The sequence below is a fragment of the Ruegeria sp. HKCCD7181 genome (assembly GCF_057221055.1).
Map to the genome: position 1 here is coordinate 308,031 of NZ_JBWVBC010000005.1, position 20,679 is coordinate 328,709.

The following is a 20,679-nucleotide window of genomic DNA, read 5'->3' on the forward strand; positions in this document are numbered from 1 at the left end:
TGCCACGAATCGCACGCGAGTCTATTAACCGACCCATCGGTCAATTATTGTTGCTGACACAATAGAGGAGAGTTCGATCCATGGATGCCTTTATCTGCGACGCTCAGCGGACGCCCATCGGGCGTTACGGCGGAAGCCTAAGCACGGTTCGAACCGATGATCTGGCCGCCATTCCGATGGCCGCTCTGATGGCGCGGAACCCGCAGGTCGATTGGGCAAGCGTGGACGATGTCATCTATGGCGACGCCAATCAGGCAGGTGAAAGCAACCGCAATGTAGCACGTATGGCCGCGCTGCTGGCCGGGCTGCCGGTGGAAGTGCCGGGAACAACACTTAACAGGCTTTGCGCCAGCGGTATGGATGCCGTTGGCATGGCTGCGCGGGCAATCAAGGCCAGAGACTACGACATGGCTATCGCCGGCGGCGTCGAAAGTATGTCGCGCGCGCCGTTTGTAATGCCAAAGGCAACGTCGGCGTTTTCGCGGGCAAACGCCGTATACGACACCACAATTGGCTGGCGGTTCGTGAACCCTGAGATGCAGCGGAAATTTGGTATCGACTCGATGCCCGAAACCGCAGATAACGTAGCGGAAGCTTATGGCATCAGCCGCGAAGATCAGGATGCTTTTGCCGAACGCAGCCAGGCCCGCTGGGCCGCGGCGCACCAGACCGGGGTGTTTCAGGAGGAGATCACCCCGGTCACAATCCCCCAACGCAAGGGTGACCCGATCGTCGTAGATACGGACGAGCATCCCCGCCCGGGCACAACCGCCGCAAAGCTCTCCGGACTCAAAGCGATCAACGGCCCGGACAAGACGGTCACCGCCGGAAACGCATCGGGTGTAAATGATGGTGCGGCGGCCATCCTTCTGGCAAACGAAGCCACTGCGGCCAAAAATGGGCTTACCCCGATTGCACGCGTCGTAGGTATGTCCGTCGCAGGCGTCGAACCCCGTATTATGGGGATTGGTCCGGTTCCGGCCAGCCGCAAGGTGTTGGAGCGCGCCGGGTTAAGCATAGAACAGATGGATGTGGTAGAATTGAACGAGGCATTTGCCTCGCAAGGTCTGGCCACGCTGCGCGAATTGGGTGTGCCTGACGACGCACCTCATGTGAACCCGAATGGCGGAGCGATTGCCATCGGTCACCCGCTTGGCATGTCCGGCGCTCGGCTGGTGATGACAGCAGCTTATCAGTTGCGCCGCACCGGTGGTCGCTATGCGCTGTGCACCATGTGCGTGGGCGTAGGCCAGGGTGCCGCACTTATTCTTGAACGCGTGTAAGGGAGGAGACCCGACATGTATGCTCAGATGATCAAAACGGCCGGAACAGGCGTGAAATCCCGCGAGGAAATGACCGAGCAGGAACGTGCCTTTCAGGACAAGATCGACGCTGATATCAAAATCGAGCCCAAAGACTGGATGCCTGACGATTACCGCGCGACGCTGATCCGCCAGATCGGCCAGCACGCGCATTCCGAGATCGTCGGGCAACTGCCCGAGGGAAACTGGATCACCCGCGCGCCCACTTTGGAGCGCAAGGCGATCCTGCTGGCCAAGGTGCAGGACGAGGCCGGACACGGGCTCTACCTTTATTGCGCGGCGGAAACTCTGGGCGTCAGCCGCGACGAGATCACCGAGATGCTGCTGGATGGTCGCATGAAATACTCGTCGATCTTCAACTATCCGACACTGAACTGGGCGGACATTGGTGCAGTTGGATGGTTGGTCGACGGTGCGGCAATCATGAACCAGGTTCCGCTGCAGAGGACGTCCTTCGGACCATACTCCCGCGCCATGATCCGGATCTGCAAAGAAGAGAGCTTTCATCAACGGCAGGGGTATGACGCGATCCGCAAAATGGCTGAAGGCACGCCAGAACAGAAGAAGATGGCGCAGGATGCGATGAACCGGCTTTGGTATCCGTCCCTGATGATGTTCGGACCATCCGACAAGGAAAGTGTCCATTCGGCGCAATCCATGGCTTGGAAGATCAAGATCAACACCAATGACGAACTACGTCAGAAGTTCGTAGATCAGACCGTGCCACAAGCTGAATATCTGGGTCTGACGATCCCCGATCCCGACCTGAAGTGGAACGAGGAGCGCGGACACTACGACTATACCGACCCCGACTGGTCAGAATTTTTCGACGTCATAAAGGGCAACGGCCCCTGCAACGTCGACCGACTGGCGGCGCGCAACAAGGCCTGGGACGACGGCAAATGGGTCCGTGACGGACTGCTGGCCCACGCCCGCAAGAAACGCACCGGAAACATGGCTGCAGAGTAAGCCTACCCTGAGGAGGAACACGCATGAAAAACGAATGGCCCCTGTGGGAAATCTTTATCCGCGGTCAGCACGGTATGAGCCACCGCCACGTCGGTTCGCTGCACGCACCTGACGCCGAAATGGCCATCAAGAACGCTCGCGATGTCTATACGCGTCGCAACGAAGGCGTGTCGATTTGGGTCGTCGAGGCCAACAACATCGCGGCTTCATCACCCAGCGACAAGGGTCCGCTGTACGAACCCAGCGAAAGCAAGGTGTACCGCCATCCGACATTCTTCGACATCCCTGACGAAGTGGGGGCGATGTGATGACCCGCGACGAGGCTTTCCTGCAGTTTCTGCTGAGAATGGGGGACAACACTCTGATCCTCGGCCATCGCGTCAGCGAGTGGTGCGGTCACTCACCCGTGTTGGAGGAGGACATCGCGCTTGCCAACACCGCACTGGATCTGATCGGTCAGACACAGATGTGGCTGGGCCTTGCGGGTGAGATCGAGGGCGGCAAAAGCGCCGATGATCTGGCGTTTCTGCGCGACGCCTGGGATTTCCGCAATGCCTTGCTGGTCGAGGTTCCTAATGGCGACTTTGGCCGCACGTTGATGCGTCAATTCCTGTTCGATGCGTGGCATTCAGTCATGCTGGGGCATCTGATGACTTCCTCGGACGAACGCGTCGCGGCCATCGCAGCGAAAGCCAGCAAAGAGGTTGCCTACCACCTCGAACGCTCGGGTGACACTGTCGTTGGGCTCGGAGACGGAACCGAAGAAAGCCACGTCAGGATGCAAGAGGCGCTGGACTACCTCTGGCCCTACGTGGGCGAGATGTTTGCGAGCGACGACGTCGATGCTGAAATGGTTGCAGCAGGTATAGCGCCGAATCCGGCCGATCTCCGCGAAGAATATGACGCCCTGATCGAACGGGTTTTTACCGAGGCGACCCTAACCATCCCGGATAGCCGCTTCGCCCACAAAGGCGGGCGTGATGGGCGGATGCACACCGAACATCTGGGCCACCTGCTGACCCAGATGCAGTGGCTGCAGCGCGCCTATCCCGGCGCAACGTGGTAACGGCAGATGTCGCGCGCCTCGACAAATCAGGTCTGGAAATGGCTGGACGCCGTTCCTGACCCTGAGATCCCGGTGATCTCGGTCGTCGATCTGGGTATTGTGCGCGATGTGCAGTGGAATGACGGCACATTGATGGTCACGGTTACGCCGACCTACTCCGGCTGCCCGGCAACATCCGTCATCAGTATGGATATCGAAACGGCTCTGCGCAGTCATGGCATTGACGATATCCGCATCAAGACCAGTATCTCGCCCGCCTGGACGACCGATTGGCTGAGCGACAAGGGCCGTGAAAAGCTGGAAGAATTCGGCATCGCCCCCCCGCAGCCTGCGGGTGGACCAAGCCGTTGCCCGCGCTGCGACAGCAAGGCGGTTGAAAAGGTCAGCCAATTCGGCTCGACCCCGTGCAAAGCGCACTGGCGCTGCACCGACTGCCTGGAACCTTTTGACTATTTCAAGTGCATCTGAGGAGGAGCACCGGATGGCACGCTTCCATGACCTGAAAGTTACCGACATCCACAAGACTATCCGCGATGCGGTGGTCGTGACCCTGAAACCGGAAAACGGGGCTGCGGATCAGTTTGATTTCGTCGCCGGCCAATACCTGACCTTCCGCAGGCACTTTGACGGCGAAGAACTGCGCCGTTCATATTCGATTTGCGCAGGTAAGGACGACGGCGTTCTGCAAGTCGGGATCAAACGGGTAGATGGCGGGGCCTTTTCAAGCTGGGCCAACTCGGATCTCAAAGTCGGCGACGTTGTGCAGGCCATGCCGCCGATGGGCAGTTTCCACACACCAATCGACCCATTGTCAGAAAAACAATATCTGGGCTTCGCCGGTGGATCGGGCATCACGCCGGTACTGTCCATTCTGAGAACGACGCTGGCGCGCGAACCCAATTCTCAATTCACACTGATCTATGCCAACAAGGGCATCAACACGATCATGTTCCGTGAGGAACTGGAGGATCTGAAAAACCTCTATATGGGGCGTCTGAACGTAATCCATATTCTGGAAACCGACGCACAGGAAATCGACCTGTTTACCGGGCTGGTCACACAGGAAAAATGTGCTGAACTGTTCAAGCACTGGATCGACATCAAGAACGTGGACACCGCCTTTATCTGCGGCCCCGAACCGATGATGCTGGGTATTGCGGCAGCCCTGCGGGAACACGGGCTGGGCGACAGTCAGATCAAGTTCGAACTCTTCGCAAGCGCCCAACCCGGCCGTGCCAAGCGCACAGCGATTGCAGCAGACGCGGGGACACAGGCCAATCAGACGAAGGCGTCCATTACCCTGGATGGATCGACCCAGACAATTACGCTGCCCAAAGATCAATCCATACTGGAGGCCGCCCTGGAAAACGCGATGGACGCGCCCTATGCCTGCAAGGCCGGGGTCTGCTCGACCTGTCGCTGCCGGGTGATCGAGGGTGAAGTCGAAATGGTCGCCAACCACGCGCTTGAAGACTACGAGGTTGAAAAAGGGTATGTCCTGAGCTGTCAGGCCTACGCCGTGACCGACCGCGTTGTCGTCGACTACGATCAGTAAAGGGAGAGGACCAATGGCCGAAGACATGACACTCGACAGCTATCTGGCGGCTGGCGGCGTATTGACCAATCCGACCAATGTCCCGCCCCGCTATCGTGCCGAGCTGATGAAGCTGATGGCGACTTTTGTCGACAGCGAACTTGCCGGTGCAGCCGGATTTGCCGATATCATCAACCAGGGTCCGGGCATCAAAGAACGTATTGCCGCTGCCAAGATCGTGCTTGAGAAGATCGACAACGCGGATCGCGTCCTGAAGATCATGGGAGAATTCGGTGCAGATACGCAGCGATACGCCACCCATCATCCCTGGACCGCCCGCCTGAGCCGGGATGCAGATATCGGTGCGACCCGCAGCGAACATGACATGCGACTTGCAGTCTTCAACTATCCGATCGTTGGATGGACGGACGCAGTGATCATGAACCTGTTGATGAGCCGCGCGGTGGCCGAGCAACTGGCCGAATTCTCGACGATCTCATACCAGCCGTTGGCCGAAGCATTCCGGTCCATCGCCCCGATCGAGGCACACCATGGTGAGCTGGCATTGGAGGGTGCTACGAAACTGGCCGAACAGGGCGATACCGGGCAGATGCAGGAATCTGTTGATTACTGGTGGCCGCGCGTGGCAGCCAGCTTTGGCACCGGCGGTCCGGATAAAACCGAGGCCCTGCGGAAACTGGGGTTGCGCCGCCTGACCGGTTCTGAGTTGAAAGCCCGCTGGACGACAGAGGCAACCCGCACTGTGCAACAGCTGGGCCTGAACGCCCCCTGAATGGTCAGCCCGTGCGACTGCGGCTGATCAGCCCATATTTCAAGGCAAAAGATCTGAGCGAGCGGCGCTTGGGTCTTTTCTGCTGCACCCCACGTTTTACCGGCGATCCCCCCTGTCGGTTGAATTCATAGACGTCGATGACCTTTTCGGCACAGCCACAGGCTTCACCAAGGCCGACTTTTGCGAAATAGAACTTGTCGAAACGTTCGGGCGTGCGCATGGGTGTCCGTCCTCCTGCCCTATTGAATCCCGAAAGGCAGGAAAAACCAAATCACATCCGTGCAATGGGGCGATTACGTCAGCCCCTAGAGGCCATTCAAACCGTCTAGCGTCAAATCACTCACAAGCGCAGCGTAGTCCCTGCGGACTTCAGAGCCTGCGCCCTTGTTCCACATGTAAAACCAGTTCAGCATTCCGAAAACGGACATGGTCGTCGCCTGCAATTTGGCCGCGTCGTCGTTGAATACATCAGGCGCGATGTCGGCGATAATGTCACTCAGAAATACGACCAGATCGCGCTGGTAACCGCGCAGCAGCTTTTGCTGGTCCGCAGGCAGGGCCGATAGACCCGTGGCCTGCACCCGGTGTTCATCATCCACGCCTTGGTATGCCAGCAGGATTTCCCGGACCGCCTTACGCAGCCGGTCCGGCGCACTGAGCCCTTGCATGTCCAGCCCGCAAATCCCGTCTCGTAATTGCCGAAGGTAAGTTTCCAGCATGTCGAACAGGATGGCATCCTTGCTGTCGTAGTAATGGTAGATATTGGCCTTGGATATCCCGCACTCAGTCGCCAGTTGCGACATCGAGGCCCTGTCGAAGCCTTCACGCGCAAAGACGCGCGCGGCCGACTTCAGAATTCGTTCGCGCTTGTGGTCGTGGTCTTTTGCTATCGTACGGGCCAATTCGTGATCTCCGCCTCTGCTTCATTCATTCCGGTTGTCGATGACGCGCCGGGCCTTGCCCTGGCTGCGTTCGACCTCACCCGGGTCGCCTATATTGATCTCGGTCGAAATGCCAACGACATCCTTGATCCGACGCGTCAGCATGCGCACAGCGGCGGTTTTGCTCAGCTCATCCGCGGCATCCGGTGTGGCCTCGACGTGAATGCGCATCGCGTCCATACGGCCCGCGCGATAAAGTTCGATCTGGTAATAGGGTGCAAGACCACCTGTGGCCAGAACCTGTTCTTCGATCTGGCTTGGGAATACATTCACGCCGCGTAGAATGATCATGTCGTCTGACCGCCCTGTAATCTTTTCCATCCGCCGCATCGACCGTGCTGTGCCCGGCAACAACCGTGTAAGGTCGCGCGTGCGGTACCGGATCATCGGCAGGCCTTCCTTGGTCAGCGTGGTAAACACCAGCTCACCCATTTCGCCATCTGGCAGCACTTCACCTGTCTGGGGATCGATGATCTCGGGGTAGAAATGATCCTCCCAGATGACCGGGCCATCCTTGGTCTCGACGCATTCGTTGGCCACGCCCGGACCCATGATTTCGGACAGTCCGTAAATATCAACCGCGTGCATGTCGAAGGCTTGCTCAACCTCGGCTCGCATCGAATCCGTCCAGGGCTCGGCCCCGAAAACCCCTACTGACAGAGAGCAGCTGCGCGGGTCGATTCCAATCTTATGATATTGCTCGAGAATATTGAGCATATAGGACGGTGTCACCATAATCCCATCCGGTTTGAAATCGGTGATCAGATTGACCTGCTTGGACGTCTGACCGCCACTCATTGGTACGACCGTGGCACCCAGGCGTTCGATCCCGTAATGCGCGCCCAGCCCACCAGTGAAAAGGCCATAGCCGTACGCGTTGTGCACCATATCCCCACGGCGCAATCCACTGGCCCGTAGGGACCGGGCCACCAAATCTGCCCAATTGTCGATATCGCCCTGCGTGTATCCCACGACAGTGGGCTTACCGGTTGTCCCCGACGAAGCGTGCAAGCGGATGATCTGTTCACGTGGAACGGCAAACAAGCCGAACGGGTAATTGTCGCGCAGATCATTTTTGTATGTGAAGGGGAAACGGCTCAGATCACTCAGCGATTGCAGGTCGTCAGGATGGACACCTGCTTCGTCGCACCGTTGACGATACATGGGTACGTTGTCATAGGCATGGCGAAGCGACCACTTCAACCGGTCCAGTTGCAGTGACCGGATTTCGTCAACCGAGGCGATCTCAATCGGATCGAGATCCGCCTTGTTCGGAGTAAGATCCTTCATGCTATCCCCCTAATCTTTGGTTTCATCAAAGACCGCACCGCCGACCGAGCGGGAAAAGCCCCGGAACTCGGCAATCTTCTGGCCGTCTTGATTGGTTATGGTCACGTCGTAGATTCCGCTGCGCCGTGTCAGGCTCTGCTCGGCGGCCAGTGCCGTCAGGCTGTCCCCGGAACGGGCGGGAGCGACATAGCTCATCACGTTGTGCTGGGCCACGGTGGACTGGTTGCGGCTGTTGCAGGCAAAGGCAAAAGCGCTGTCGGCCAGCATGAAAGTCACACCACCATGGCAGATGCCGTGGCCGTTGCAGTGATGATCCTGAACGTCCAAGGTCAGTGTCGCCGTTCCCTCGTCAACGTGAGCCAGCTCCATCCCCGCCCATTTTGATGCGTTATCCCGCCCCCACATGGCAGCGGCTGCCTTTTCAGCTCGATCCTTCGGCGTCATCTTATTCCCCCTGAAAAACCGGTGCGCGTTTTTCCAGAAATGCCGTCACGCCTTCGGCATAGTCCGCGCTTTCGCCGCAAGTTTTCATGGCGTCTGCCTCAAGCTCCAAATGCTCGGTCAGGGAATTCGTCGCCGCCGCCTGAATAGTCTGTTTCGTCAACCCAAGACCCAGGGTTGGCCCATTGGCGAATTGCTCGGTAAGGGCACGGGCCTTGCTCATCAAATTGGCATCCGGGATCGTTTTCCAGATCAACCCCCATTGTTCAGCTTGCACCGCCGTCAAAGGCTGGCCTGTCAATGCCAATCCTTTGGCGCGCGCCTCGCCCAACAGGTGCGGCAAATGCCAGCTGCCACCGGTATCCGGGATCAGACCAACCTTGGAAAACGATTGGATGAATTTGGCGGATTCGGCGGCCAGCACCACGTCACACGCCAAGGCGATATTGGCACCAGCCCCGGCTGCCACTCCGTTAACGGCACAGACGACGGGAAAGTTCAGAGACCGAAGCAGCCGCACAAGCGGTGCGTAAAACGTGCGAACGGTGTAGCCCAGATCAGGTGGTCCATCCATCGTGGCAGGGTTGCGATCCCCCAGATCCTGACCAGCACAAAACCCCCGTCCCGCCCCGGTCAAAAGGACAGCACGCGCACCGCGATCGCGGGCGGACTCAAGCTCTGCCCGCAATGCCAGATGCATTTCATCGGTAAAGCTGTTCAGGCGATCCGGACGGTTCAGGGTGATTTCGACCCAATTACCGTTATCGTGCGAAAGAATCGTATCAGACATACCCAATTCTCTTTGCATTAGTTTCAACAAACTTCTTGCATAAACCGAACGGTTGGTCAATAAATTCTAAGACGATTGTGACTCGACCACGGACAAAGGCCCTGGGCCAACAAACCCGGCCCGCCTTGACGTCGTTGATAGTTACAAAACGTACTATTAACATGTTCACGACTTGCGCTTTTGAGGAGGAGACCCGGTCATGAAATTTTCCAAGCTCACCACGCTGCTGGCCTCAGCAACACTGGCGGTATCAGGCACAGTTGCGTTTGCTGCCGACTACACCCTGACAATCTCCAGCTGGGCACCGCCGACACATGGCATCAACGCAAAGATGTGGCCCAAATTTGTCGAAATGGTCGAAGAGGCCACCGACGGGCAGGTCACCGCCGAGCTGAAACTGGGCATCGCCCCGCCCCCGGCGCAGATGGACCTGATCATGGACGGTGCGGCAGACGCTTCGATCATTTTCCACGGCTATCAGCCGGGCCGCTTTGTCACCACCAAGCTGATCGAACTACCGGGTTACGAAGGAACCGCTGAAGAGGCATCCGTCGCCTACTGGCGCGCCTACGACGCGCACCTCAAGGCCGCAGACGAGCATCGCGGCGTGAAGGTCATCGCCTTGCATACTCATGGGCCCGCGCAGCTGCATTCCAGCTCTCCTGTGACCACATTGGATGAGGTTTCCGGCCTCAAGGTCCGTATCCCCGGAGGCGTTGGTGGCGACGTTGGTGCAGCCCTTGGTGCGACAGGCATTCAGGTACCGGCCCCCAAAGTTTATGAAACCTTGGCATCCAAAGCGGCAGACGGCGTGGTCATGCCATTTGAATCCCGCAAGGGCTTCAAACTGACCGAGGTGGCGCAAAACGTCTATGAGCTGCCGGGCGGCCTCTATCGCGGTTCGTTCGCATTCATCATGAACGAAGACACTTTTGCCGATCTGCCCGAAGACCTGCAAAAGGCGCTCGATGAAAACGTCTTTGGTGAACCGCTCAGCCGTGAAATCGGCAAAATCTGGGATGAGATTGACGAAATTGGCCGTGAGGAGACCGAAGCCACAGAGGGCAACGCCATCAACGAAGCCAGTGACGCAGATCTCGAGAAGTTCTCGGTCATTGCAGAAGATATCCGCGGCAAAGTCATCGCCGAAGTCGACGCGACAGGTATCGACGCGCAAGCCGCTTATGACATGATCAATTCGGAATTGTCCTCCAACTGATCCATGCATCGGGGCGGATGCCAAATCCGCCCCGAACCACTGCCCGAGGTGCCGATGTCCCCCCTTATCCAGTTTATACGCCGTGCCAGCATCCTTCCGGTGGTCGTGGCCAGCGTTGCGCTCTTCATCCTGATGATCATGACCTTCTGCGACGTCATTTTGCGGTCGGTTTTGAGTGCACCAATTGAAGCTGCGACCGAGCTGACCCGCATTCTGATGGCCATTCTGGTGTTTTCCGTTCTGCCCATCGTATCGACCACGAACGGTCATATCGCTGTGGACCTGACCGACGGCATTTTCAATCGCCTGCACCTGTCCCGCGTGCGCGATCTGGTCATTTACCTAGTCAGCGGAGTGATGCTCTATTGGCCGGTTCAGCGCGTCTGGATTCTGGCCGAGCGAGCGCGAGACTACGGGGATGTGACCGAGTACCTCTCGATCCCGACCTATCTGATCGGCTGGTTCATCACATTGTCCGTTGCCGTGACTGCCGTGGTGATGATCGCCACCGGCCTGCTGCGGTTCTTTGCCCCTCACATCCTTTCGGAGACTAATTGATGACCGCCGCACTGATCGGATTTGCGATTGTCCTGATCCTCGTCCTGATGCGCTTGCCCATCGTCTTTGCCATGGGTCTGGTTGGAACGCTGGGCTTTGCCTATGAGCGCGGCGGGTCCATTTTCGACGAACGGGGACTGAAGGCCGCCATGTCCATGGTTGGACGTCAGATCACCGACACCGCGCAGGATTATGGTTTGTCTGTTGTCCCGCTGTTCATTCTGATGGGCCTGTTCGTCAACAAAGGTGGAATGGCCCGCGAACTCTACGCCGTATCCAACGCCTTTATGGGTCATATGCGCGGCGGTATCGCCATGGCGACAGTTGCCGCCTGCGGAGGGTTCTCGGCCATCTGCGGATCATCGCTGGCCACAGCCGCCACCATGTCCAAGGTCGCTATGCCGCAAATGCGCCGCTATGGCTATTCGGATGAGCTGTCCACCGCATCTATCGCTGCCGGCGGCACGCTGGGCATCCTGATCCCGCCGTCGGTCATTCTGGTCATCTACGGGCTGCTGACGGAAACCTCGATCGGCAAGCTGTTCATGGCAGGTATCATCCCCGGCATCCTGGGTATCCTGTTCTATCTCTTCGCCGTGCGCTGGACTGTATGGCGCAACCCCGAATCCGGCCCTGCAGGCGAGCGCTCCAGCTGGTCTCAACGCGTGCGGGCACTCGGGTCAGTCTGGGCCGTTTTGCTGCTGTTCTTTCTGGTGATTGGCGGGCTTTACGGCGCGTTTGACTTTGAGCCGTTGAACTTGACCTTTTCACCAACCGAAGCCGCAGGCATGGGCGCCGCCGGAGCGTTTCTGATCGCGCTTTTCCGGGGCGGGCTGACACTGGGATCAACGTTCGAAGTTTTGAAAGAGACCTGTTTTACGGCATCCGCCCTGTTCGCCGTTCTGATCGGCGCGCAGATCTTTTCGAACTTCATCAACTTGGCCGGCCTGCCCGAAGCACTGATTGCTCTGGTCACCGCCTATGACGTGTCACCGTTTGTCGTGATCCTGATGATCCTTGGCATCTACATCATTCTGGGTTGCGTCTTCGAGTCCCTATCGATGCTGCTGCTGACCGTGCCGATCTTTTTCCCGCTGGTCACATCACTGGGTTACGACCCGATCTGGTTCGGCATCGTTGTTGTGGTCGTCACAGAAATTTCGCTGATCACGCCACCTGTCGGTTTGAACGTGTTCATCCTGAAGGGTGTGGTCGGAGACGTCTCAACCGGCACCATCTTTCGCGGCGTTACTCCGTTCTGGATCGCCGACATCTTCCGGCTGGCACTGATCGTGCTGGTGCCCATCGTGGTTCTGTACCTGCCACAACAGATGGGCGCATTGGGGCACTGAGCCCCGGCCGAACGAAATTCAATAGGAGGACGTACATGTCCCTGCATCAGATCTCCAGCTTTGCCGCTGGCGCTTGGATTGCGCCCGGTTCCGGCGCACGAACTATCGCTTCGGCCATCACCGGCGCCCCCTTTGCCACGGCAGGCAATGCCGAACTCGACGTGCAGGCGATGCTGGACTACGCCCGCAACACCGGCGGCCCTGCCCTGCGCGCCATGACTTTTCATCAGCGCGCCCGCATGCTGAAGGCATTGGCACAGGCACTATCGGAACACAAACAGGCGCTCTATGACCTCAGCTTCGAGACAGGTGCCACTCAAAAGGATCACCTGATCGATATCGACGGCGGGATCGGCACCGTGTTCGTCTTTGCCTCAAAAGGTCGACGAGAGATGCCGGACGCGCATGTCTATCTTGACGGAGATGTCGAACAGCTGTCGCGCAATGGAACGTTCCTTGGGCAACATGTCTGCACCCCGCTGAAAGGCGTGGCGGTGCACATCAACGCCTTCAACTTCCCCGTCTGGGGCATGTTGGAGAAACTGGCCCCTACCCTACTGGCCGGAGTGCCCGCGATCGTGAAGCCAGCGACCAACAGCTGCTACGTCACCGAACTGGCGGTGCGGATCATGCTGGACAGCGGCATCCTGCCCGATGGTGCGCTGCAATTGGTGACAGGTGGCCTTGGCGACATGCTGGATCGTCTGGGCTGTCAGGATGTGGTCAGTTTCACCGGCTCGGCGGATACGGCGCTGAAACTGCGGCAAACACCGGCTATCGTGCAAAACTCGGTTCGGTTTGTGGCGGAGCAGGACAGCCTCAACGCTTCGATCCTTGGACCGGACGCGGTGGCTGGAACACCTGAATTTGATCTATTCGTCAAGGAAGTCACCCGTGAGATGACCACAAAGGCGGGGCAGAAATGCACCGCCATCCGCCGGATCATCGTGCCGGACACGCAAACTCAGGCCGTGATCGATGCACTGTCCACACGGTTGGCGCAAGTCACGATTGGCGACCCGCGGCTGGACACAACGCGCATGGGAGCGCTGGTATCCAATGATCAAAAGGCGGATGTGCTTGCCAAGGCCGAACTTATTGGGACCGAGGCAACGCGGGTGTTTGGCGACCCTGAGACGTTCGATGTCGAAGGACCCGATACCGGTGCCTTTGTGCCGCCGATGCTGTTCCACTGCGCCGATCCGGACAATGCCCAGCGCGTCCATGATACCGAGGCATTCGGCCCGGTTTCTACAATCATGGGGTATCGTGACCTGGATCATGCGGTGACACTGGCCAATCGTGGACAAGGTTCGCTTGTATCGTCGCTGATCACGCACGATCCGGACGTCGCGCGTAACGTTGTTCTGGGTGCTGCGGCCTACAACGGGCGTATCTATATCAATGACCGCGACTCGATGGCTGAATCCACCGGCCATGGCTCACCTCTGCCGCATATGGTGCACGGCGGACCAGGCCGCGCAGGCGGCGGCGAAGAGATGGGCGGTGTGCGTGGCGTCATGCATTACATGCAGCGCACGGCCCTTCAGGGCTCACCCCGGATGCTGTCGGCAATCGGAGACAAATGGATCCCCGGCGCGCCCGAGATTACCGGTCCCGCGCATCCTTTCACGCGCAAGTTTGGCGATTTGAGCATCGGGGAAACCCTGCACACCGCACCGCGCACCATTTCGCTGGAGGATATCGAGCACTTTGCCAAATTCACCGGCGACACGTTCTATGCCCATATGAACGAAGACGCCGCCGCCCGTAACCCCTTCTTCCCAGGTCGAGTAGCGCATGGCTACCTGCTGCTGAGCTTCGCTGCCGGTCTGTTCGTTGAACCGAACGAAGGCCCTGTTCTGGCCAATACCGGTCTGGACGGGCTGCGCTTTATGAAGCCAGTCGTTCCGGGAGACAGCATCAAAGTGCGTCTGACGGTCAAGCAGAAGACTCTGCGCAACGCTGAATACGGTGAAGTACGCTGGCACGTTACGGTCACCAATCAGGACGACGAGCAGGTTGCCGAGTATGAACTTCTGACGATGTGCGCCCACTGACTTTCTGCGATCGGGAAATGTGATTTTCTTATTTCCCCGAAAGGGTTAAACTGGCTATATGATCAGCCAGGACACGTGGTTCGAAACGGCCGTTGCCGAATTGGCGGACCCGCGGGATCAGCGGGTGTGGTCGATTATCGTGTCTCTTTTCGGAGATTTGGCGCAAGAGCCAGGCGCCCAGATTTCCGGCGGCGCCCTAACCCGTGTCATCGAACCCATTGGCATCAAACCCGAGGCCATCCGCGTAGCCTTGCATAGGTTGCGCAAGGATGGCTGGATCGAAAGTGACCGCATCGGGCGCGTGTCGAGACATTTCCTGACTGACTACGGGCGTTCGCAATCCGCGGCAGTCACGCCGCGCATCTATGCCCGCAGCTCTGATCCAAACCGCCAATGGCATCTTTTGATCGCCGAGGATGGAGGCGGTTCGCATGTTTTGGACGAATTGATGCTCAGCTACGACTGCACGCCGATAGCCCGCAACGTGGCGCTTGGCCCGGGTCCCGTGCCCAAGCAGACCGAAGGGTTGCTGGCGTTCGAAGTCTCTGCGCACACCGCACCGCAGTGGGTTAAGGATCGGCTTTGCCCGGCGGATCTGCGACTGGCGTGCCGATCGCTACTGGAGGATGTGCGACAGGCTGCCCTCTCGCGCCCGGCGGATTGGGCGGCGACTCCTGCCCAAAGCGCAACGTTGCGCACGTTGCTGGTACATCGCTGGCGGCGGGTTGTTTTGCGTCAACCGGATCTGCCTGCCGAGTTTTTTCCGTCCGACTGGACCGGTCCGGAATGTCGGAATGCCGTGTTCGAACTGCTGGACACCTTACCGCGCCCGGCGCTGAATTTCCTGAACAGCACTGCGTGATCCCAAAGGCAGACTGTTCACAGGCCTGCCAAACAGCCTAATTTGAAACCGGGTAACCTTGCAGCAAAGAAGAGAGGCGCACGTGACTGAAACGGACATGCTGATCATCGGTGCAGGCTTTTCGGGCTTGATCATGGCCATAGAGGCCCGCAAGCGCAGGATCAGAGACATCACCATTCTGGAAAAAGCCAGTGACATCGGCGGAACGTGGCGCGAAAACACTTACCCCGGCGTTGCCTGTGATATACCCTCTCATCTCTATTCGATGGCGACGCATCTGAATCCGGACTGGAGCCGCGCATATGCTTGTGGCGCGGAAATTCAGTCCTACCTTCAACGCGTTGCCCGGACCGAAGGTCTCTACGATCTCTGCAGGTTTCATCAGGAGTTGAAGTCCGCTCGCTGGGATGGCTCACGCTGGCGAATCGAAACCCGAGACAGGCGCCAATGGTCCGCTCGGTTTCTGGTTTCGGCAATCGGTGCGCTGCATATCCCGCGTGTTCCCGACATCCCCGGCGCCAGCAGCTTTTCCGGCCCCAGCTTTCACTCGGCCGAGTGGAACCACGATATCCCCCAGAACGGAAAAAGGATCGCCGTAATTGGAACTGGGGCATCTGCGGTGCAATTCGTACCCGAGATCGCCAGGTCCGCAGGTCAGGTCACGATATTCCAACGCAGCGCGCCTTATGTGCTGCCGCGCCCGGACGGGCCCATCGCGCCTTGGGTGCGCCGAATGTATCGTCGGCTACCGTTGCTGCCTCGGATACGTCGTCGCCTGATCTATACCCTGTTTGAATTTCGCCACCGCGTCTTTCAAGGCGAACCGCGCGCAGTCGGTTTGGCCATGAAGATGTGGCGGAAAGCGTTGGACAAGGCCATTTCGGATTCCAGCCTGCGTAAAATCCTGACACCCGACTATCGGATCGGCTGCAAACGAATTCTCAGTTCAAACGACTGGTATCCAACTCTGGCGCGAGACAATGTCGAAGTAATTCCGCATGGTGTCGCATCGATCAAGAACAACCTGATCAAGGCATATGATGGTTCACAACATCGGGCGGACGTATTGATCTGGGGAACTGGGTTTCACGTCACCGACGCTGTCGAGCGGTTGGAAATAACAGGCGCCGGTGGAATGACTATTCAAAAAGCGTGGGCGAATGGGATGCAGGCCAACCTGGGAACGGCCATCGCAGGTTTTCCGAATTTCTTCATCCTGCTCGGCCCGCATACTGGTTTGGGTCACAATTCGGTAGTTTTGATGATCGAGGCGCAGGTCGCACATATCGGCCGCATTCTGGCGAACGTGCAGGACCAAGGATTCCATGGCGTCACGCCTGATCCGGCAAAGCAAGCTGTGTTCACACAAGAAATGCAGAACCGGCACAGGGACAGTGTCTGGCAGACGGGCGGATGCACTTCGTGGTACCAGGATGCAAGCGGGCGCAACACGACGCTTTGGCCCGGCACCGTATCAGAGTTCCAGAAACGCATGGCGCAATCCGGACTGGAACAATACCATCCCATCACCCGATCCTCGAACGGAGACCCCTGACATGGCGGTAATTTTGACGATACTCGCCGTTATTGTCCTCTTCCTGCTGGGCATGAACCTTTGGACGCGCCGCCTGACACGCCAAGGAGTCCAGGTTGTGCCGCAACTGGGGCAGATATTACCGGTCCAGGGTGGAAGCATCCATTATGTCGAAAAGGGAGATCCGGCCAACCCGACTATCGTGATGATCCATGGGCTGTCTGGTCAGTTGCAGCATTTCACATACGCGCTGATGGACGACTTGGCGAACGAGTACCACCTTGTGGCTGTCGACCGCCCCGGCTGCGGCTATTCCATCCGTGACTCCGCTGCGATGGCCACGCTTCCTGAACAGGCGCGCATGATTCATGAATTCTTGCAGGAAAAGGGCATTTTGCACGCGACTCTGGTAGGGCATTCGCTGGGAGGCGCAGTCGCCCTGGCTATGGCGCTGAGCTATCCTGCGAACACAACTGCGTTGGCGCTATTGGCCCCGTTGACGCAAAAAATGCCTTCCACTCCTCCAGTTTTCAAGCCGCTGGAAATTCGCACCGAATGGCTACGCCGCCTGATCGGTCATACGATCGCGGTGCCATTGGCGCGCAAGACCGCACCGTTGGTTCTGAAAGACGTCTTCGCCCCGGAACCTGCCCCGAGTGACTTCCTGGACCGAGCCGGAGGCGCTCTGGGCTTGCGTCCATCCGCCTTCATCACCGCGTCTCAGGATGTCATCGGAGCCGAAGCAAGCATCGAAGCACTGAGTCTCAGATACCCGGGTCTTCAGGTCCCGGGCGGGATCCTCTTTGGAGCTGAAGATCCGGTTCTGCGTCATGACATACACGGGAACACGATGACCCAATTCGGGCTGAGTTTTGAGAAGTTGGAAGGCCGGGGTCATATGATTCCAATAACCGCACCGCAAGCTTGCGCGGCCTTTATCCGAAAGGTATCAGAAGCCGCTTTGTCCGATCGCCAACCCTCAAATCAGTCCGGCACCGAAAGGACAAAAGATTCCCACGCATCCCGTGCATTTCCCTCTTGACCCTCCTGCGCCCCTCCCTTAAATCGCCTTTCACTCGTGGCGGAGTAGCTCAGTTGGTTAGAGCAGCGGAATCATAATCCGCGTGTCGGGGGTTCAAGTCCCTCCTCCGCTACCAGTAAAATCAACAGCTTACATACAAACAGCACCCACGCCGCGCACAATTTTGTGCGTTTTTTTGTGCGTTTTTCGGAAAAAGTGCGTGAATCGGACGGTCAGCATCCATTTCTCACCATAACAAAATGGTCAGCCGAATGTGAGGCCTTGGGAGGTTCTGGCCTGTCCTCAAATTAAGGATAGCCCCTTATCCCCACAAACAGATGGCAGAAAGCCTTATGTAGCGCGGCGGCAGTTTCTGGACAATTTTGTACGATTTCCCGGACAAACGTAAATTCTTGGTGCCTAATCTATAATACGCGGGCACCCGAGACAGCCCTTGCAGCGATGTTTGACTATTCACTACGAGCAAATTTGAGTACGATACCCGCTTCAGCCTTACCTGACACAAAACCTACTGTACCTTCACCGCTAATAGACAAGGTGACTTCAATTTCGTTCAGGCGCATGGTTGTGTCTGTTTCTTTGGCCTCAGCGTCCTTGATCATGTTAATAACCACTGTGTTAGTATTCTGCCAGCTTTGTTGCAGGGCAGCAGGGTCGATTTCTTTGTTGCGGCGAAAGAGCTTGAGCATGTGACCTTGGAATTGGCCGCTTGGTGCCGGAGCGCCGGGACCGAGAGCCTGCTCTGTTTCGGGATCTATGACATATAGCTTAAATTCGTCTGACATGAGTTACTCCCATAATTGAATACCAAATACGTTAGCTACCTGCTCAAGGCCTTGCGAAATATTGTATTTCCGAGCGCCGGTATCGATGATGCCCGAATAAAGGCCTAAACCTAGTCCCGTCTTAAGGCTGCGTACAAGCGCACCGCTGTCGCCCGGTTGCCCACCGGTGTCCAAGCGGATGCGCGCCGGCTCCATTGGGTCGGTCACGCCTTGCAAAGCGCTTACGGTTGTGACCTTGCCGCAAACACGTTGTGACATCATCCCATCGAATTCGAAGTCCTCATTCGGTTGCGGGTTGGGCTCGGGAAGGAGTTGTATAGCTTGTTCTGTCGGAACCCGATTAATGTCGACAATTGCACCGTCAATTGGGTAGAGTGCAATGTTTGCGAGACGACCCATTATACCGCCTTGAAACCAAACGTTTTGACTCTGGTTCAGCCAGTTGAACGTGTGTGCAGCAGTGAGAACACTCCATTGTTGGTTGCATAGCGCCCAACAGGTGGAGGTCGCGTTCGCGAGGTTCGGCGCGGAAAAATACTGCATGCTGCCCTGTTCGACCACTAAGGGAACGCCGCTCAGTTGCTCGTTGAACTCTCCCATATCCAGTACATGTGGCGATTCCAAAAAAGCCTCGACATATTCCAATCCGATGAGGGATACGCCGAAGACATAGGGCGTATTTTTGCGCGCCTCGTGGATAATTTCGTCGGCATAGAGGCGTTCCGGTACCTTTACAAAACCGGAGGAAATAGAAACGGGACCAAAGCGCTCCTCAAAAATGCTAAGCCCCATTCGATCAAGGATTTTGGCACGGTTATTAAATAGGATTTGTTGTAACAAGTCATTCCAATACAGAATGCGTTTGGCGAGTGGATCGATTTCTCCGCCTGAACTATCGCGCTCAAGGCGTTGCTCTGCCAAAATGCTGAGTTTCAATTCAGGCAATTCAGGGGGAACAATGGCGTCGGCAATCTCGTTGGCAAGCATATCACGACCTCAAAAACTCCAATCTTAAATACTCCCTATTGTGCGGTATATTTGCTCGCCAAACAAGTTTTCGGGAAATAGTGGGAAACGAATGATTGTCGCGTAGAGGTCGTCGGTGCTTGCCGCAGCGAATATCAGGTCCCGTCCCGCCCGCAGGAATCCAACGTCCAAAAGGGGCTATACTGGACCAATGCGGTTGCGGCACCTCAGACCTCCGAAAACGGCAGTTAAGGGCTCAAAGCCAACGCTCAATGGTGGCGGCGAAGTTGGCGAAAATGGAGCGCGGCGACAATCAGCACTCAGGTGGGGCAAATTTGCCCAACCACCAACAGGCTGCTGAAATGCTCAGCGTTTCTCCGCGCAGCGTGAAAACCGCGACAATTCTTTCCAGCATAGCGGAAAGGGGTCCACGGTATGGATACCCTTCCGTTCTTTCTGGAGCGCGGGGCTGCGTGTCGGTGTATTCTGCAAAACAACCGCCCCAAAGCTGGGGCGGCTGCAAGCTGGGGCATTCAGCTTAGTTCGCGATACCAATCATTCACGTCATCCAAATCCAGGCAGAACGGCGTTATCTGGGATATGAGGTGTATCGCCCCGCCGTGGCTGTGGTTGGCAATCATGTAACTGCCGTTTTTCTTGGATAGCCGGTAACCGAGTTGATCCAGTTTCCGGCGCAGTGTGGTTTCGCTATAGGCTTTCATGGTCATTCTCCAATTGATGATCCGGCACGTTGCCGGGGAAAGAGACCACGCCGAAACTTACCTTACCTTGACCAACAGGGCCTGAACCCTATCGCGCCTGCGTTCCGGTGCAGACGACTTCCTATCTACATGAGCAAGGAAACCGCCCGGTTCAAGGGGCGGTCTCTTGGGTGTCTCGGCCTAGGATGTTTCAGATATTCACGTGCCCAAACAGTCTATCCGCGTCCTCTCGGATCAGCCTGTTAAACTCATTGTCAATCACACCGTCCTGACGAGCCGAAACGCGGGCCTTGATAGCAACGTCTTTGAAGTCCTGCGCCGGGATTTTCATCAATTCAACCTCGACCTCTAAAAACTCGTCACAGACCGGCTCGACAAACTGCGAATAGTGATCCTCGGTCAGGTCGTGCCGATCCGGGTTGTCTTCGGCCTT

Annotated in this window: 23 protein-coding genes and 1 tRNA gene; 15 read left to right on the forward strand and 9 right to left on the reverse strand. The window is 57.4% G+C overall.

The genetic code is table 11. The features are described from left to right. The first annotated feature begins 80 nt into the window (after window positions 1-80). The 7 genes from pcaF to AC2TCY_RS12700 are packed head-to-tail and all read left to right on the forward strand — an operon-like array spanning window position 81 to window position 5,684. The gene (pcaF, locus tag AC2TCY_RS12670) at window positions 81-1,283 is read left to right on the forward strand and encodes a 3-oxoadipyl-CoA thiolase (protein WP_480847816.1); all 1,203 of its coding nucleotides are present in this window, start codon (window positions 81-83) and stop codon (window positions 1,281-1,283) included. A 15-nt stretch (window positions 1,284-1,298) separates the two neighbouring features. After that, entirely contained in the window at window positions 1,299-2,291 is a 993-nt protein-coding gene (paaA, locus tag AC2TCY_RS12675; protein ID WP_480847817.1) for a 1,2-phenylacetyl-CoA epoxidase subunit PaaA, read from the forward strand. Window positions 2,292-2,314: 23 nt separating this feature from the next. Beyond that, window positions 2,315-2,599 (forward strand): 1,2-phenylacetyl-CoA epoxidase subunit PaaB, encoded by a 285-nt coding sequence (gene paaB, locus AC2TCY_RS12680; protein ID WP_054459917.1) that lies wholly within the window; start codon window positions 2,315-2,317, stop codon window positions 2,597-2,599. Continuing rightward, a complete protein-coding gene (paaC, locus tag AC2TCY_RS12685; RefSeq protein WP_480847818.1) occupies window positions 2,599-3,357 on the forward strand; it encodes a 1,2-phenylacetyl-CoA epoxidase subunit PaaC in 759 nt (252 codons plus the stop codon). Before paaB ends, paaC begins: the two co-directional genes overlap by 1 nt. 6 nt (window positions 3,358-3,363) lie before the next feature. Then, window positions 3,364-3,825: a 1,2-phenylacetyl-CoA epoxidase subunit PaaD gene (gene paaD, locus AC2TCY_RS12690; protein ID WP_480847819.1), complete on the forward strand. Its 462-nt coding sequence runs from the start codon at window positions 3,364-3,366 to the stop codon at window positions 3,823-3,825. A 13-nt stretch (window positions 3,826-3,838) separates the two neighbouring features. Then, window positions 3,839-4,912 carry a 2Fe-2S iron-sulfur cluster-binding protein gene (locus AC2TCY_RS12695; protein ID WP_480847820.1) on the forward strand — a complete coding sequence of 358 codons (1,074 nt, stop codon included), beginning with the start codon at window positions 3,839-3,841 and terminating at the stop codon, window positions 4,910-4,912. A gap of 13 nt (window positions 4,913-4,925) precedes the next feature. Next, on the forward strand, window positions 4,926-5,684 hold the full coding sequence (locus AC2TCY_RS12700; RefSeq protein ID WP_480847821.1) for a Phenylacetic acid catabolic protein: 759 nt from the start codon (window positions 4,926-4,928) through the stop codon (window positions 5,682-5,684). 4 nt (window positions 5,685-5,688) lie between these two features. Here the strand turns inward: AC2TCY_RS12700 and AC2TCY_RS12705 are convergent, their stop codons facing one another. From AC2TCY_RS12705 to paaG, 5 genes are all read right to left on the reverse strand, one after another. After that, window positions 5,689-5,904, reverse strand: a complete 216-nt coding sequence (locus AC2TCY_RS12705) for a hypothetical protein (RefSeq protein WP_480847822.1) — start codon at window positions 5,902-5,904, stop codon at window positions 5,689-5,691. 85 nt (window positions 5,905-5,989) lie between these two features. Further along, the gene (locus tag AC2TCY_RS12710; RefSeq protein WP_480847823.1) at window positions 5,990-6,586 is read right to left on the reverse strand and encodes a TetR/AcrR family transcriptional regulator; all 597 of its coding nucleotides are present in this window, start codon (window positions 6,584-6,586) and stop codon (window positions 5,990-5,992) included. A 21-nt stretch (window positions 6,587-6,607) separates the two neighbouring features. Continuing rightward, entirely contained in the window at window positions 6,608-7,915 is a 1,308-nt protein-coding gene (gene paaK, locus AC2TCY_RS12715) for a phenylacetate--CoA ligase PaaK (protein ID WP_480847824.1), read from the reverse strand. 9 nt (window positions 7,916-7,924) lie between these two features. Beyond that, window positions 7,925-8,359 (reverse strand): hydroxyphenylacetyl-CoA thioesterase PaaI, encoded by a 435-nt coding sequence (paaI, locus tag AC2TCY_RS12720; protein WP_480847825.1) that lies wholly within the window; start codon window positions 8,357-8,359, stop codon window positions 7,925-7,927. A gap of 1 nt (window position 8,360) precedes the next feature. Further along, on the reverse strand, window positions 8,361-9,146 hold the full coding sequence (paaG, locus tag AC2TCY_RS12725) for a 2-(1,2-epoxy-1,2-dihydrophenyl)acetyl-CoA isomerase PaaG (RefSeq protein ID WP_480847826.1): 786 nt from the start codon (window positions 9,144-9,146) through the stop codon (window positions 8,361-8,363). Window positions 9,147-9,345: 199 nt separating this feature from the next. Between paaG and AC2TCY_RS12730 the strand changes: the two genes are divergently transcribed. The 8 genes from AC2TCY_RS12730 to AC2TCY_RS12765 all read left to right on the forward strand — a co-directional run bounded on the left by AC2TCY_RS12730 (window position 9,346) and on the right by AC2TCY_RS12765 (window position 17,888). Further along, on the forward strand, window positions 9,346-10,365 hold the full coding sequence (locus AC2TCY_RS12730) for a TRAP transporter substrate-binding protein (RefSeq protein ID WP_480847827.1): 1,020 nt from the start codon (window positions 9,346-9,348) through the stop codon (window positions 10,363-10,365). A gap of 54 nt (window positions 10,366-10,419) precedes the next feature. Further along, window positions 10,420-10,923 (forward strand): TRAP transporter small permease, encoded by a 504-nt coding sequence (locus AC2TCY_RS12735; RefSeq protein ID WP_480847828.1) that lies wholly within the window; start codon window positions 10,420-10,422, stop codon window positions 10,921-10,923. Beyond that, entirely contained in the window at window positions 10,923-12,275 is a 1,353-nt protein-coding gene (locus AC2TCY_RS12740) for a TRAP transporter large permease (protein ID WP_480847829.1), read from the forward strand. Before AC2TCY_RS12735 ends, AC2TCY_RS12740 begins: the two co-directional genes overlap by 1 nt. Before the next feature lie 35 nt (window positions 12,276-12,310). Continuing rightward, a complete protein-coding gene (paaZ, locus tag AC2TCY_RS12745) occupies window positions 12,311-14,335 on the forward strand; it encodes a phenylacetic acid degradation bifunctional protein PaaZ (RefSeq protein WP_480847830.1) in 2,025 nt (674 codons plus the stop codon). Window positions 14,336-14,393: 58 nt separating this feature from the next. Then, the gene (locus AC2TCY_RS12750) at window positions 14,394-15,197 is read left to right on the forward strand and encodes a PaaX family transcriptional regulator C-terminal domain-containing protein (protein ID WP_480847831.1); all 804 of its coding nucleotides are present in this window, start codon (window positions 14,394-14,396) and stop codon (window positions 15,195-15,197) included. 82 nt (window positions 15,198-15,279) lie between these two features. Beyond that, the gene (locus AC2TCY_RS12755) at window positions 15,280-16,752 is read left to right on the forward strand and encodes a flavin-containing monooxygenase (protein WP_480847832.1); all 1,473 of its coding nucleotides are present in this window, start codon (window positions 15,280-15,282) and stop codon (window positions 16,750-16,752) included. Between the two features lies 1 nt (window position 16,753). Beyond that, complete coding sequence (locus AC2TCY_RS12760; protein WP_480847833.1) at window positions 16,754-17,773, forward strand: alpha/beta fold hydrolase; 1,020 nt, start codon at window positions 16,754-16,756, stop codon at window positions 17,771-17,773. Window positions 17,774-17,811: 38 nt separating this feature from the next. Continuing rightward, a tRNA-Met gene (locus AC2TCY_RS12765) sits at window positions 17,812-17,888 on the forward strand. A gap of 334 nt (window positions 17,889-18,222) precedes the next feature. Here the strand turns inward: AC2TCY_RS12765 and AC2TCY_RS12770 are convergent. From AC2TCY_RS12770 to AC2TCY_RS12785, 4 genes are all read right to left on the reverse strand, one after another. Beyond that, complete coding sequence (locus AC2TCY_RS12770) at window positions 18,223-18,558, reverse strand: Pepco domain-containing protein (protein ID WP_480847834.1); 336 nt, start codon at window positions 18,556-18,558, stop codon at window positions 18,223-18,225. A 3-nt stretch (window positions 18,559-18,561) separates the two neighbouring features. After that, window positions 18,562-19,545: a hypothetical protein gene (locus AC2TCY_RS12775; protein ID WP_480847835.1), complete on the reverse strand. Its 984-nt coding sequence runs from the start codon at window positions 19,543-19,545 to the stop codon at window positions 18,562-18,564. A gap of 512 nt (window positions 19,546-20,057) precedes the next feature. Further along, a complete protein-coding gene (locus AC2TCY_RS12780; protein ID WP_480847836.1) occupies window positions 20,058-20,246 on the reverse strand; it encodes a hypothetical protein in 189 nt (62 codons plus the stop codon). Between the two features lie 190 nt (window positions 20,247-20,436). Then, window positions 20,437-20,577 carry a hypothetical protein gene (locus AC2TCY_RS12785; RefSeq protein ID WP_480847837.1) on the reverse strand — a complete coding sequence of 47 codons (141 nt, stop codon included), beginning with the start codon at window positions 20,575-20,577 and terminating at the stop codon, window positions 20,437-20,439. Window positions 20,578-20,679 lie beyond the last annotated feature (102 nt).

Excerpts from the sequence above, each read along its gene's own strand:
- AC2TCY_RS12740 (WP_480847829.1), top strand. The coding sequence starts at position 10,923 with ATGACCGCCGCACTGATCGGATTTGCGATTGTCCTGATCCTCGTCCTG.
- paaI (WP_480847825.1), bottom strand. The coding sequence starts at position 8,359 with ATGACGCCGAAGGATCGAGCTGAAAAGGCAGCCGCTGCCATGTGGGGG.
- AC2TCY_RS12700 (WP_480847821.1), top strand. The coding sequence starts at position 4,926 with ATGGCCGAAGACATGACACTCGACAGCTATCTGGCGGCTGGCGGCGTA.
- AC2TCY_RS12780 (WP_480847836.1), bottom strand. The coding sequence starts at position 20,246 with ATGAAAGCCTATAGCGAAACCACACTGCGCCGGAAACTGGATCAACTC.
- paaZ (WP_480847830.1), top strand. The coding sequence starts at position 12,311 with ATGTCCCTGCATCAGATCTCCAGCTTTGCCGCTGGCGCTTGGATTGCG.
- paaA (WP_480847817.1), top strand. The coding sequence starts at position 1,299 with ATGTATGCTCAGATGATCAAAACGGCCGGAACAGGCGTGAAATCCCGC.
- AC2TCY_RS12705 (WP_480847822.1), bottom strand. The coding sequence starts at position 5,904 with ATGCGCACGCCCGAACGTTTCGACAAGTTCTATTTCGCAAAAGTCGGC.
- AC2TCY_RS12735 (WP_480847828.1), top strand. The coding sequence starts at position 10,420 with ATGTCCCCCCTTATCCAGTTTATACGCCGTGCCAGCATCCTTCCGGTG.
- AC2TCY_RS12770 (WP_480847834.1), bottom strand. The coding sequence starts at position 18,558 with ATGTCAGACGAATTTAAGCTATATGTCATAGATCCCGAAACAGAGCAG.
- paaB (WP_054459917.1), top strand. The coding sequence starts at position 2,315 with ATGAAAAACGAATGGCCCCTGTGGGAAATCTTTATCCGCGGTCAGCAC.
- paaD (WP_480847819.1), top strand. The coding sequence starts at position 3,364 with ATGTCGCGCGCCTCGACAAATCAGGTCTGGAAATGGCTGGACGCCGTT.
- AC2TCY_RS12750 (WP_480847831.1), top strand. The coding sequence starts at position 14,394 with ATGATCAGCCAGGACACGTGGTTCGAAACGGCCGTTGCCGAATTGGCG.
- paaC (WP_480847818.1), top strand. The coding sequence starts at position 2,599 with ATGACCCGCGACGAGGCTTTCCTGCAGTTTCTGCTGAGAATGGGGGAC.
- AC2TCY_RS12785 (WP_480847837.1), bottom strand. The coding sequence starts at position 20,577 with ATGAAAATCCCGGCGCAGGACTTCAAAGACGTTGCTATCAAGGCCCGC.
- paaK (WP_480847824.1), bottom strand. The coding sequence starts at position 7,915 with ATGAAGGATCTTACTCCGAACAAGGCGGATCTCGATCCGATTGAGATC.
- AC2TCY_RS12775 (WP_480847835.1), bottom strand. The coding sequence starts at position 19,545 with ATGCTTGCCAACGAGATTGCCGACGCCATTGTTCCCCCTGAATTGCCT.
- AC2TCY_RS12730 (WP_480847827.1), top strand. The coding sequence starts at position 9,346 with ATGAAATTTTCCAAGCTCACCACGCTGCTGGCCTCAGCAACACTGGCG.
- AC2TCY_RS12695 (WP_480847820.1), top strand. The coding sequence starts at position 3,839 with ATGGCACGCTTCCATGACCTGAAAGTTACCGACATCCACAAGACTATC.
- paaG (WP_480847826.1), bottom strand. The coding sequence starts at position 9,146 with ATGTCTGATACGATTCTTTCGCACGATAACGGTAATTGGGTCGAAATC.
- AC2TCY_RS12760 (WP_480847833.1), top strand. The coding sequence starts at position 16,754 with ATGGCGGTAATTTTGACGATACTCGCCGTTATTGTCCTCTTCCTGCTG.
- pcaF (WP_480847816.1), top strand. The coding sequence starts at position 81 with ATGGATGCCTTTATCTGCGACGCTCAGCGGACGCCCATCGGGCGTTAC.